Source organism: Mesorhizobium sp. M0047, assembly GCF_040323315.1.
Taxonomy (GTDB): domain Bacteria; phylum Pseudomonadota; class Alphaproteobacteria; order Rhizobiales; family Rhizobiaceae; genus Mesorhizobium.
The window spans coordinates 1-11,706 of record NZ_JAMYUW010000077.1 but is presented as its reverse complement, the minus strand read 5'-3'; the positions used below and the strand labels follow the sequence as shown (position 1 = coordinate 11,706).

General features: G+C 58.5%; 12 protein-coding genes and 1 pseudogene. 10 read left to right on the top strand and 3 right to left on the bottom strand.

Annotated features, from left to right (window positions below):
• From NKJ89_RS34835 to NKJ89_RS34825, 3 genes are all read left to right on the top strand, one after another.
• Nucleotides 1-2,064 (top strand): type I secretion C-terminal target domain-containing protein (locus NKJ89_RS34835; protein WP_352608949.1); only part of this gene is annotated, 2,064 nt, incomplete at its 5' end.
• 61 nt (nucleotides 2,065-2,125) lie between these two features.
• The gene (locus NKJ89_RS34830; protein ID WP_352608948.1) at nucleotides 2,126-2,497 is read left to right on the top strand and encodes a hypothetical protein; all 372 of its coding nucleotides are present in this window, start codon (nucleotides 2,126-2,128) and stop codon (nucleotides 2,495-2,497) included.
• 417 nt (nucleotides 2,498-2,914) lie between these two features.
• Nucleotides 2,915-3,196: a hypothetical protein gene (locus NKJ89_RS34825; protein WP_352608947.1), complete on the top strand. Its 282-nt coding sequence runs from the start codon at nucleotides 2,915-2,917 to the stop codon at nucleotides 3,194-3,196.
• 780 nt (nucleotides 3,197-3,976) lie between these two features.
• Here the strand turns inward: NKJ89_RS34825 and NKJ89_RS34820 are convergent.
• Nucleotides 3,977-4,807, bottom strand: coding sequence for a universal stress protein (locus NKJ89_RS34820; protein ID WP_352608946.1), 831 nt, complete (start codon nucleotides 4,805-4,807; stop codon nucleotides 3,977-3,979).
• A gap of 331 nt (nucleotides 4,808-5,138) precedes the next feature.
• On the opposite strand from NKJ89_RS34820, the gene NKJ89_RS34815 reads away from it, so the two are divergent.
• Nucleotides 5,139-5,714 carry a helix-turn-helix domain-containing protein gene (locus NKJ89_RS34815; protein ID WP_352608945.1) on the top strand — a complete coding sequence of 192 codons (576 nt, stop codon included), beginning with the start codon at nucleotides 5,139-5,141 and terminating at the stop codon, nucleotides 5,712-5,714.
• Between the two features lie 182 nt (nucleotides 5,715-5,896).
• Nucleotides 5,897-6,790 (top strand): tetratricopeptide repeat protein, encoded by an 894-nt coding sequence (locus tag NKJ89_RS34810; protein ID WP_352608944.1) that lies wholly within the window; start codon nucleotides 5,897-5,899, stop codon nucleotides 6,788-6,790.
• On the opposite strand, the gene NKJ89_RS34805 is transcribed toward NKJ89_RS34810, so the two are convergent.
• Both NKJ89_RS34805 and NKJ89_RS34800 read right to left on the bottom strand, forming a co-directional pair.
• Nucleotides 6,728-7,444 carry a hypothetical protein gene (locus NKJ89_RS34805; protein ID WP_352608943.1) on the bottom strand — a complete coding sequence of 239 codons (717 nt, stop codon included), beginning with the start codon at nucleotides 7,442-7,444 and terminating at the stop codon, nucleotides 6,728-6,730. The genes NKJ89_RS34810 and NKJ89_RS34805 overlap by 63 nt on opposite strands.
• Nucleotides 7,445-7,557: 113 nt before the next feature.
• Nucleotides 7,558-8,181 (bottom strand): annotated as a pseudogene (locus tag NKJ89_RS34800) (transporter associated domain-containing protein); the annotation flags it as partial.
• Between the two features lie 342 nt (nucleotides 8,182-8,523).
• On the opposite strand from NKJ89_RS34800, the gene NKJ89_RS34795 reads away from it, so the two are divergent.
• From NKJ89_RS34795 to NKJ89_RS34775, 5 genes are all read left to right on the top strand, one after another.
• Complete coding sequence (locus NKJ89_RS34795) at nucleotides 8,524-9,057, top strand: hypothetical protein (protein ID WP_352608942.1); 534 nt, start codon at nucleotides 8,524-8,526, stop codon at nucleotides 9,055-9,057.
• A gap of 277 nt (nucleotides 9,058-9,334) precedes the next feature.
• On the top strand, nucleotides 9,335-9,676 hold the full coding sequence (copC, locus tag NKJ89_RS34790) for a copper homeostasis periplasmic binding protein CopC (RefSeq protein WP_352608941.1): 342 nt from the start codon (nucleotides 9,335-9,337) through the stop codon (nucleotides 9,674-9,676).
• A 2-nt stretch (nucleotides 9,677-9,678) separates the two neighbouring features.
• Nucleotides 9,679-10,536, top strand: a complete 858-nt coding sequence (gene copD / locus NKJ89_RS34785; RefSeq protein ID WP_352608940.1) for a copper homeostasis membrane protein CopD — start codon at nucleotides 9,679-9,681, stop codon at nucleotides 10,534-10,536.
• 489 nt (nucleotides 10,537-11,025) lie between these two features.
• Nucleotides 11,026-11,469: a hypothetical protein gene (locus NKJ89_RS34780; RefSeq protein ID WP_352608939.1), complete on the top strand. Its 444-nt coding sequence runs from the start codon at nucleotides 11,026-11,028 to the stop codon at nucleotides 11,467-11,469.
• A 32-nt stretch (nucleotides 11,470-11,501) separates the two neighbouring features.
• Nucleotides 11,502-11,706 (top strand): DUF1007 family protein (locus NKJ89_RS34775; RefSeq protein WP_352608938.1); only part of this gene is annotated, 205 nt, incomplete at its 3' end.

The following is an 11,706-nucleotide window of genomic DNA, read 5'->3' as shown; positions in this document are numbered from 1 at the left end:
CAGACGCTGGCCGGGGTTGCGGTCGACACGACATGGATCGGCAGTCAGCTGATCGGCTACGTGCATGGCACGGACCCGAACCTCGTGGCCAACCAGGTGTTCACGATCGCGGTGACGAGCGTCACCGACAGCGGCGCCGACTACACCATGACACTGCTGCAGCCGGTCAAGCACTCGATCAGCGGCACGGAGGACAACACGGCGCCGTTCACGGTCACGGCGACGGTGACGGACGCCGACGGCTCCACCGGCACCACCAGCTTCACCGTGGTGATCGATGACGACACGCCGGTTGCGAAAATCGTGACGGCGACACCAGTACTGGACGATGATGCGCAGACGCTGTTTGCCGGCAATGCGGGCGGGACGGGCGATGTCGCCGATGCAAAGACCTTGTCAGGGAGCGCGGGATCCCTGTTTTCGGCAGGCGCGGACGGGCTGAAATCGCTGAGCTTTGTCGGCCCTAGCGTAATGGCGATCTACAAGACCGCAAACGGGGTCGCAGCACAGGAGAACCTGCAGTACGCGACGACGACGAATGCGGGACACACGATCCTAACCGCGACTGGTGCGATCTCGGGCAATGTTGTGTTTGTGCTCGATGTCGCGCCGGACGGCTCCTACGCATTCATGCTGTCGGAGCCGCTGGTGCATCCTACGTCCAGCACGACGGAGGAGACCATGAACGTGACGATCGGCTTCACGGTCACGGACGGCGACTCCGATACGGCAAATGGATCGCTCACGGTGCAAGTGAACGACGACACGCCAACCTTCACGCACATCATGAATGCAATCGTCGGCAACGAGGACAACAATGTCACAGTTGGGACGCACAATCTTGCATTCGGGGCGGACGGCGAACAGTCGATAGAAGTCAGCCCGCTGACCAGCATCAGCGGCCTCACATATCTGCCCTTGGTCCACAACCTCGACGGCTCGGTGGATCTAATTGCCCAGGCTGGGGGATCGAACTTCTTCGATTTGAAGATCAGTCCGGACGGCACCTATACGTTCAACTTGATCGAATCTCGCCCCACCACCGATCAGACTTTCAATTTTGGAGGTGTCGCCGGTGGCGCTGGCACACCACAGTTCACTCTTGGCGACGCCACCTTCAGTTCGGTCGATACAAATCACAACAGCAGCATCGACAATGCCGAGATATTGAAACCGACGAGCAATGGCTTCGGCGTCGGAAACGGAAACCTCGATCCGACGGAGCAGTTCAAGATTTCTTTCGCAGGCGCGGTCGACAAACTCAGTTTCAACGTCGAACATGAGGCGGCCGGTGCCTTCACGATGACCTGGATCACGAATACTGGCCAGACCGGTACCGCAACGACCACCGTGGACGGCTGGCTGACCATCGATCCGACCCTGGACTTCACGTCGATCACATTCACGGTCACTGAAGGCAAGGCCAAGTTCGACGATTTCGGCTATTCGAAGCTCTTACTGCCGTCGGACCAGACGTTGAACTTCTCCGTATACGGGGTTGATGGCGACGGCGATCATTCCGCATCCCAAACCCTGTCGGTCACTTTATTGGGCGAACATGCGGCGGGCACTCCCATCAACGGGACGTCCGGCGATGAGGCGATACAGGGCACGTCCGGCAGCGATACAATCTACGGGCTCGACGGCAACGATATCCTCTACGGTGGCGATGGCAATGACACGCTTTATGGCGGAGCGGGCAACGACCTTCTGATCGGCGGCGGCGGCCAGGATACGCTTACCGGCGGCACCGGCGCTGACACGTTCAAGCTCGACCATCTCGACTTGAACATCAAGGATTTCATTACCGACTACAATGGTGCCGAGGGCGATAAGATCGACCTGACCGCGCTGTTCGACACCGCACCCGGAGGGGCTAATATCGGCGACTTCGTGAACTACAATGTGGCGACCGGCACACTCAGCGTTGATGCCGACGGGCTTGCCAACGGCGCCAACTTCGTCGATGTAGCCACGCTCACGAACCTGCCTGCGGCCAACACCATCACGCTGCTCTACGACGACGGCGTAACCCAGCATACGACAACGGCAAACCTGGTTTAACGGCCATAGTGCGCGACCGCGCAATTATGTTATACACCGCTAATATCGAGGGGAGTTCATCATGAAACGTTCTGCAAGACTGCTGGTTTCCGCCGCGACGCTGTTGCTGGCAGTCGGGTCGACGGGTTATGCCGCCGACATCATCGAAGGTCCCGCGGTCGACTATTGCCGTACCGTCGGCACGTCCAACCTGGTGCTGACCGACAACATCGTCGACCTTAGGGCGCAGGTGGTGAAGCTGATGGACGAGTCGGTTGCCGCCGCCAAAAGTTCGGAGTGGATCAACTCGTCCCGGCCCGTCTTCGTCTGGGCGTCGGAGGCCAAGGTCGCTTGCGGCGTGGCTTACGGCTACCTGAAGACGAACACCAAGGACGAAGACACTCTCAACAAATGCGAGTGTTTTCACGACCGCATGGTCGAGTATATGCACTGACTGAAAGGCCAAGACGCGCCGGTAGTCTCCTTGCCGAATTCAATTCTCGGTTTGTATCAGCTCAAGTACTCGAAAATGTCTGTAACTGGCCTATCTACCAAACACTGGTAGACCGACATGAACAAGGGCCGCACTTGCCAGGGCGGCCCTCTTTTGATGTCCCCCACATTTTCGGACTAACCGAACTTCCTTCGTCAACAAGCTTTCTCCTGGATATGGCGCGACCATCCGGCGCGCGATCCAAGGTCGCCAGGACCGCATCGGTATTGCCGCGTGGCTCTTTTCTTGAGATTGAGGATCGCGCGGCGATGACCGCATCGGCAATGAACGCCGAGAGGAACTGGTTTAGAGACACGCTACTTTCTGCTGCAGCCTGCTTGGCCTCGTGCATCACATGGTCGGCTTCCGGCGCAGAGCATGTCGCTCGTTGTCATCCAGGATCGCCGAAGAAAATTCTTTCACGCCGTACTTTCAGTGAGCACAGGCAGCGGCACGTTCATTCTCGACAGCCTCAGCAATGCCGTTCTGCGCGACAGCGACTTCCCGATTATCTGCCGCTGTATTCCTTTAGCACCGTTCGGGCCTGGATCCATGGCTCAAAATCGGGTGGAGCGCAGACGGCCGACATCAACGCCGGCTTTGCGGCGGTCGCGCCCGGCGAAGGCCGACAGTAACCTGGCCTTGGCGAGATGTCGCTGAAGACCTATGCGGACGTCAAGACAGTAATGGCAAAAATGCCATGATTGTTCATGCGGGTGCTGCCGCGGCGAGGCCAAGCATCGATGTCGTAGTAATCGCAACGGTTGCCTTTCCATTGTCGCGGGGTCAGATGGGTCCTGGATCGACGGAGAGGCTTAGGGCCGATTGCCTTATTATATTATATCAAAGGTCTCGGCTCCTGCTGACGCGGGATTGGCGTGTGGATTGGCCGGAATGGGCTCCTGATGGAAAGGTTTGGTTGCTGAGAGCAAAACCTGTCCCATGGCTGAAGCCACGGCAGCGGTATCGGCCGTGCTGAATATATTGAGATCACTCAGGTAACGATCACGTTTATCCGAACGCATGAAGCATGGGGTGTTCCGCTGGTGCTCGTGCTGACTTTTGGCGAATTGCTGGCGTTCATCTCTCTATTGTTGGCCTGCAACCGTGATCCTGATCGATGTCGGTTTTCTCATCGGCGAAAGCGGTATCGCATTCTGGCCGCTCTGGCTCCCGGCGCGTTCGGCCTCAAATGGCTGCAGGCGTGGATTTGATGGGCACCAAAGGCTACCGTCATTGTCTGCCTCGGGCAGGGGCAGGAATCAATCGTAGGCGGCGCGAACAGGTATGCTCCGCAGTTCAGTTCGAGCTCGAATTTCGAAGGCGAAACAATCCGGAACTCAGATAGGCACGGTTTCGTCTTGAGTCGTAGCTGGTTCCTCTGACGTCGCTGACGCAATCGTGGGAGCCAACTCGCTGCCGCTACTCGAGGGCAGATTACTAGTGCGACAAAAGGACAGGCAGGCGCGGATCGCCCAGAACGCCTTTGGTTGCGCCACCCACGACAAAATCTCTCATCCGGGAATGGCCGTACGCACCCATGACAAGCAGATCGGCGCCCATGCCGACAGCGCGCTCCTGAAGCGTAATACCAATGGCGCGATCTCCCGCATCGATTGAGACCCCCTCAGCGGGAAGGCCGCGCATTCTCAGGCTTAGAGTGAGGCGTTCGCCAATATCGCGCAGCGGCTTTTCGCTTGTCACTGTCAGTACAGTTATCTTTGCCGCGCATTGGAGAAACGCATAGGCGTCGGCAACGGCCCGAGCCGCAACGCGACTACCATCCCAAGCGATGATGACATGATCGATTGCACCAACATTTGCGCTTTCCGGCAGAATTATGGTCGGTCGGCCCGAACCAAACAGAACGGCGTCAACGGTCGTGCGCGCAGTCTGGTTATTTGGCTCCAACCCAATCAAAGCAAAATCGAAATAGCGAGACTGCGTTGCCGCAACATCGCTGACAGTTGCTGGCTGAACAGCAATCTCCTCGGTTGTCAGGGGCGATCCGGCGCGTGCCGCTTCAGCTTTCAATGCCTCCAGCAAATCGAGCCCATGCTTGCGGCTAGTCGCTTCTGTCTCCCGAATCATTTCGGGAAGATTGATCAAGTATCTCGACACTGGGTTGGAAATACCCGGGATATCAACATTGATCGTTAATGCGTGAAGCGCCGCGCCAATGTGCTTGACCACCGCGATTGCGTTTGCGACGATTTTGGTGGAATTCGCTTCCGGATACGTCACCAGAGGAAGTAAGGCAATTTTATTCATCAGACCTCAGCTCCATGATTTCGGCCGCTGTCGAGCGACCATTGGCCCAATGCGTGTTACACCTCAAGCCCCGCCACTTCAAAAACTCAGACGACCGAGATTCGCTATCGCCTACCTCGATATTCTAAGGCGATCTTGCGCCGCATCGATTCCGTCCTAAACGATCGTGACTATAATGGCAGGCATCGATGACGAGAAATGGTCAACAAAGCCTGTTTGTTGCCATGAGCGTAGTGGCGCCCGCAAGCAACGTTCACCATGCTGAGCAAGCCGGGAACGTGACTAGGGCCCGACGTCGCAACGCAGCTTTGGCCTTTGAAGGAAGAAACGAATGAACCATCAGGCGGCAGAGCAAGCGGACACAAGAGCGGGAGGGGTTGAAGCTGTCGATCGCGCGCTTTCGATCCTCGGGTGCTTCACAGAGCATGACGAAGGTTTAAGCTTGGCCGAGATTTCTTCCAGAACAGGTCTCTACAAAAGCACGATCCTTCGGGTGAAAGCGCATTTTTTTTTCGAAAGGAGGGAAATCGCAGCGTTTGCCTATTTTCGTGCAGACTGTCGCCATTTGATCCGAGATCAAATCCGAGAGGGGGATGTGCTTTCGCTTGACCATCACGCAGCTGGCCAAGTGCTTGCTCGGTTCAGTATCGCTAAGCCTAGAATGCGAATAGCTCTCATGGCGAAGAGTCCGTTTGTATCACTCGGGGAGGGAGATACTGAAACAGCAACGATGGCCGTACCGATTTTTTCAGGCGGCGAGGGCTTGGTCGGAGCGCTGGCTGTTTCTGGACCGCTGACCAGATTTACACCGGAAAAGCTGGTCAACATGAGACCGCTTTTGCTGGAATTTGGCGAACGCCTATCGACATCCCTTGCGAGTAGCCAATATTTACAAGCGCGCTCATAGAATGGTCGTCACTAGCGTGTGTGCCCAAGGGCACGGGAGCAGCAGTTGAGGCGGATTGTGGCCTTGTTGCCTTTGGAGTGGTTAAGCGTGATGACAAGCGAGGCTCCAAATCTGCTACTCTGCTCAATTTGGCAAGCGGCCCCGCCAAACATGATTGGGATCGACATCGGGCGCTTAAGGACATGACTGCCAGTGAGCGTCCGAGCAACAACGCGCACAATCAAGGCGAAAGCGGCGATCTGATCCGCCGCGCAGTGGCTGCTTTCAATTCCGGCAATCACGGCCAGGCAATGCAGCTGTGCGAGTTGGGCTTGACGCAACACCCGGACGATTCGGCGCTTTGCCATCTTCTGGCGGCGGTCCTGTTCGCCAGGGCGGACTTGTCGGGGGCTCGCACGCGCATCGAGACGAGTCTGGCCGCTCGTCCGGATAATGTGCCCGCCTTGATTCTCGCGTGCCGGATTGCCCGGGCCGAAGGCCGGTTCGAAGCAGCGATGCAACCGCTTGATCGTGCGGCAAAGCTGTCGTCACAGGCGGAAATACTGATCGAGCGGGCACGTACTCTCGATCAGGCAGGCAATGCCTTGGCCGCGCGCGAATGTTGGACACTTGTCTTGCAGCGGGATCCGAAATCCGAGGAGGCCGCGGCGCGCCTCGGGCGCCTTGCCTGGGAAAGCGGTGCGCCTGTTGAGGCAGAGGGCTTGCTCGAACGTGCCGTCGCCGGCGGCGGGCATCCGGCTGCCTGGTTTGACCTCGGGTTGGTGCGTCAGGACATGCGCAAGTTTGGCGCCGCCGCCCAGGCCTATCGACGCGTGCTGGAGATGAGCCCGGATTCCCCGGAAGCTGCCGTCAATCTGGGCGTCGTCTTGCAGGAAACTGGTGATCTCGATGATGCCGTGCTGGCGTACTCAACGGCCTACCGTCTGCGCCCATCCACGTTCGGCGTCATCGCCATGGCGCTGACATCGGCACCGAGTGGTCGGCTGTGGCTTGATGAGGAAGCGCTGCGTCGCTCACTCGCTGGTCGAGCGCGCCCGCCGGGCGCGAAACCGCTTGCGGTAGACACCCGGCGTTGACAGGACATCCGCGACCGTCCGCGCATAGGCGGCCTGCCGCTTCTCGTCGAACACCTCATATTCCAGCTGCGGCGCGGCCCGCGGAACCGCAAAGCACTGCGCGACCGGGGTTCCTTTCCCGAGCACGCCGGAGAACCCAGCCTCCGTCCAGATCGCCGGGAAATTGATGCCGCCATCGCTGAACCGGTCGGAATCCACCAGGCCCGTCACCAGCCTAAAGGGAAGATCCTCGCGATTGATCGGATGCATCGCGAACAGCGACCAGCCGTCCTCGACCTCGATGGTCCAGAAGCTGTTGAATTTGAGGGCGGCTTGACCGGGCGTGGCAAGCGGGCTGCCGGCGAGCTGCCCCGGCGTGTGGAAGCTCAATGGCGCTCTGGGGTGGTTCCGCGTAACCGGGTCTGGAATCCGCCAGTCCCAGGAAAAGGCGCCTTTGTCGACGACGACGTCGCACGGCAGCAGGATCATGAAGCCGTAGGTCATCGCATCGACAACGGGTGGGCACTGCTTGAGCGTGCGAATGTCGCGGCCGTGGATCGCCGAATGGGCGGTGGCGGGCATGGCGCGCAGCCAATCCGGCAGAGCGCCGCGCGCCGGGATCGGGCGGGGCAAATGCCCGACCAACATTGGATCACATCGAAAGTTGATACGCATCACCGCCTCCCGGCATTGCAGTATCATGATCGCCGACCACACTCCAAGCGGCGATAAGGTAAGGGCGAGGTAAGGGCAATGCTCCGTTGACACTTTGGACAAGTTGGGCCTTTTTACTCCGATGTTTCTTGCCGCTCCGTGGGAGAGTTCCTTCGTGCGAGCAGTTTGTCGATCCGCCGGCCATCCATGTCCACGATCTCGAAGTGCCAGCCGCCGTAATCAAAATGTTCCCCGATCTCCGGCAGGTGCCCTAGTCGAAACAGGGCAAATCCTGCGATCGTATGGAAGTCGCCTTCAGTTGGCCGTGCTCGAAAACCAAGGCGATCGAACGCGTCCTGAGCCGATATCATACCATCTACGAGAAGGGAGCCGTCTTCACGCTCGATGATATCCGGCTCTTCGCCTTCGATGTTGGGCAGGTCGCCGGCGATGGCTTCGAGCAAATCGGTCTGGGTAACAATTCCTTCCAGGCCTCCGTACTCGTCGAGGACCATTGCTACCCTGACGGGCGCCTTCCTGAACTGCTCCAGCACCTTGAAGATCGACGTTGATTCATGAACGACGAGCGGCTCACGGATGATCGCCATCGGATCGAGAGGCTGGCCGTCAAGGACCTGGTCGAGCAAGTCCTTCTTCAGGACCATGCCAAGCGGTTCATCGATACCGCCCTTGCCGACAAGGAGTTGCTCATGGCGGCAATCGCGGATCGTACGAAGAATCTCCGTTCGGTCATCATCCACGGCTGAACTGACGATGCGCGCGCTAATCTAGGTTAGGGCAGGTGGCGATTTGACGACGCAAGCAAAGTTGCTGGAACCCGCGCAAATTTGGCCACTCGCTGAACAGCACCATTTGGTTCGGCAAAAGACCGGTTCTGGCCCTTAGGAGCTTCGTGACCGATTTGACGGTCTCGGTAATAGCCACGACGTTAGCACGCCCCCGCGACGACATTAGTCAGCGCTAAAACATAAATTGTCCGGAGGCATGTAATCTGCTAGTGTTTGATCACCGACAAACGGCTCTGGAAAAGCCGTGCGTCCGACATCATGCACAAGATCAACTCAAACCGGAGAACGGCCATGAAACGGCTTCTGACGGTCGCTGCCCTTTTGGCGGCGGTTACGATGCAAGGCGCAGCCGCCGACGACGCTGCGCTGATCAAGAGCGCCGAATCCGCCGCACCCCCTGCCGTGGCAAGCGGCGCTGCGGTCTACGCCGCGGATGAAAAGGGCGCCATGCGCACTCTGCGCGAGGGCAAGAACGGCTTCTGGTGCATGCCAGACAGCCCGTCCACGCCCGGCCCGGACCCAATGTGCGGTGATGCCAACGCGATGGAGTGGGCGATGGCATGGATGGAAAAGAAGGAACCGCCCAAGGGCAAGGTCGGCTTCATGTACATGCTGTCCGGCGGTACCGATGGCAGCAACACCGATCCCTATGCGACGAAGCCCGAGGAAGGCAACAATTGGATAGAGACCGGCCCGCATGTGATGATCGTCAACGCCATGGACATGATGGCGGGCTATCCAACGGACCCCAAGCCTGACACATCCAAGCCCTATGTGATGTGGCCGGGCACTCCATACGCACATCTCATGATCCCGGTTAAGTAGCTGAAATGGAGTCACGCGGGCGCAAACGCTTGTTTCGCCCGCGATTGTCCTGACAATTACAAACGCTTGCGGCGTCCGTGACCTTCAACGGAGAGTCTCGGCGGTCTGTAGCGTGTTGGCCTGATCTCCCATCACCTTTCCGGCAAATGGAAAGTCTCGTGACAGCTCGAACAATAGCGGCCCGGCAATACCAACATACTCGTATATTCGTCAGAAAGTGCATAGTCTTTGATGACCGTCGTCGCGGGAGGAGTTCGCGTTGAATTGGACTATCGGAATGATCGCCACAGCTGCGCTGTGGAGCGTACCATTATCCGGCCAGGCGCTAGCGCATGCTCGATTGGTCGAGGCTACTCCAGAGATCAATAGCACCATTGCCGCTTCGCCCACCGAGATTCAACTGCGCTTTAGCGAATCCATTGAGGCTCGATTCTCGGACATCGATCTTTCCGGGCCGGATGGTGCGAAGATCACCACGGACATCGCGGTGCACGATAAGGACATGGTGGCACCTGTATCAAGGCCCCTTGCGCCGGGTGTTTATCAGGTTGATTGGCACGTGCTATCAGCGGACGGGCACAAGGTGAAGGGCAATTTCAAATTTGAAGTCAGACCGTAGAAATGGGCGTTGATGGCACTCTGGCCTTCGCCCGGTGGGTCTACTTGCTCTCAGTGATGATTTTATTCGGGTCGGCATTCTTCCCTTTCTATGCGCTAGACAGAACCGCGGCTCCCGCGCTTGCGCCTCTACCCCGTAACGTCAATCCTGCCCTCGCACTTGCGGCCGCAATCTTCGCGGCAATTTGGCTGCTGTGTTTTACTGCCGGGCTTTCCGGACGCGAGGGTATGGTTGACACCTTGCGCGGCGTTCTCATGGAAAGCGACATCGGAACTGTTTGGTTTGTTCGCCTTTCGCTCGTTCTCCTGCTCCTGGTGATCAGTTTCTCGGGGCGGCCCGAATTGATCGTCGGGCCGGCTTTCTTGCTCCTGACCTGCGAGGGTTGGCAGGGCCACGCGGCGGCATTGGGCCTTCTAGGCTCACTGACTCAAGCTCTCCATGTTGCAAGTGCCGGGGCGTGGATAGGTGGCCTCCTGCCCCTCGGCCTGCTTATCGCGGCAGCACGGCGGCATCCATCCGAAGTCGCAGGCGTGGAAACCGTCCTGTGGCGCTTCTCCCGCTTTGGTATGGTGGCGGTTGCGCTCATTTTTTTGACGGGCGCCATGAACACTTGGCTCGTGCTTGGCTCGTTCCCCGATCCGCGCAACAACTACGGCCGAGTTCTCCTGTTCAAGATCAGCCTATTCGCCGCGATGGTCGGTTTGGCGGTCTACAATCGATACGCCCTGGTCAGCCGCATAGAGTCCGAACCGGCCAAAAGCTTGCGCACGTTGTCTCGCAACGTTGCGCTGGAGCAGATCATCGGGTTTGGTGTGCTTATGAATGTAAGCGCGCTGGGGCTTATGGATCCGTATGCATGACGCGCGGACTGCCCAATTATCCGCTGGCAACGTTTCTGCAATTTGCGATCGACACTCACCTCTATCCGCCTGCGCACAGAGTGGCTGGCCAGTCTGGCCGCCGATCTCAACCAACGCCAGGGCGTGTGGAGCGCGGATATTATGCCTGCGACCCTAGACACGTTCCATGCGGAAACGAGTAACTACCAGCACCGGCCGGCTAGCGTTCATCGCTCCTTTGATCCCCACCCTAGTGGAGAAGCCTCCCGGGAGCGAGGGATGGACACACGTAGTCAAGTTCGATGGCTATCGCGGGTCTTCAATGCGGACCGCGTCGGAGAATAACTGGCGAAATGATATTGCGGGGCGACGGCGCAGCCGCCGACAGTCCGATGGAGGTCGATCTCGTCGCAGCCGCTGGGCCCGCTAAATGGCACCCTTGACTAACGTGCCAGAGGGTCCATTTTTTGACCCTGCGGATTGCCTCGTTCTCTGGCCTGCGGTGTGCTGATGTCGAAGGCCCTCTTTATCTCGGCGCTCGCTGCTACATGCCTGAGGTCGCCGCTGGTGCTTCTGGCGTTGGAAGCTTTTCACGGTATTTGTCTTGCCCCTGATTTCGAACGAATCGCCGCCGTAGCCAGGACGCGTGGATGGACACCGCTATCCGGTGATGCAACGCTTGCTCCTGTCGACGACGTGGATGCCTTTGAAGGATGGGCGGTGACTGGCGACGATCTGCCTGCCGGAACCATGATCGTGGTGACCAAGGCAACCTTGAACGGCAAGGCAGTGCAGACCTGCTCCATAAGACTATTCGATGTCGACCGCGCGGCATTCCAGGAGCGTTTCTTCGCCCGGACGGATGCCGAAAAAATCGGCGAAGACAATCAAGGTTGGTATAGGCTTTGGCCCGTCCCATTTCGGCCTGCTTGCAATGGCAGGTGTCCTGCCTGATGCGGAATCGACGAGCGAAATGTGAGCGAAAAATGCGACTGACAGGCATAGTATCAGGCGCGGCGCTGTTGCTCGCTTCCGCCGCGGCGGCGAACGCGCATCCGCATGTGTTTGCCGAAGCGAAGCTGGACCTGACCGTCGGCCCAGACAGAACGGTCAAGTCGCTTCGGCATTCCTGGCGTTTCGACGACCTCTTTTCCAGCACCGTGCTGATGGAATTCGACAAGAATTCCGACC

Coding starts and splice junctions, on each gene's coding strand:
- NKJ89_RS34830 (WP_352608948.1), top strand. CDS start 2,126: ATGAAACGTTCTGCAAGACTGCTGGTTTCCGCCGCGACGCTGTTGCTG.
- NKJ89_RS34825 (WP_352608947.1), top strand. CDS start 2,915: ATGTCGCTCGTTGTCATCCAGGATCGCCGAAGAAAATTCTTTCACGCC.
- NKJ89_RS34820 (WP_352608946.1), bottom strand. CDS start 4,807: ATGAATAAAATTGCCTTACTTCCTCTGGTGACGTATCCGGAAGCGAAT.
- NKJ89_RS34815 (WP_352608945.1), top strand. CDS start 5,139: ATGAACCATCAGGCGGCAGAGCAAGCGGACACAAGAGCGGGAGGGGTT.
- NKJ89_RS34810 (WP_352608944.1), top strand. CDS start 5,897: ATGACTGCCAGTGAGCGTCCGAGCAACAACGCGCACAATCAAGGCGAA.
- NKJ89_RS34805 (WP_352608943.1), bottom strand. CDS start 7,444: ATGCGTATCAACTTTCGATGTGATCCAATGTTGGTCGGGCATTTGCCC.
- NKJ89_RS34795 (WP_352608942.1), top strand. CDS start 8,524: ATGAAACGGCTTCTGACGGTCGCTGCCCTTTTGGCGGCGGTTACGATG.
- copC (WP_352608941.1), top strand. CDS start 9,335: ATGATCGCCACAGCTGCGCTGTGGAGCGTACCATTATCCGGCCAGGCG.
- copD (WP_352608940.1), top strand. CDS start 9,679: ATGGGCGTTGATGGCACTCTGGCCTTCGCCCGGTGGGTCTACTTGCTC.
- NKJ89_RS34780 (WP_352608939.1), top strand. CDS start 11,026: ATGTCGAAGGCCCTCTTTATCTCGGCGCTCGCTGCTACATGCCTGAGG.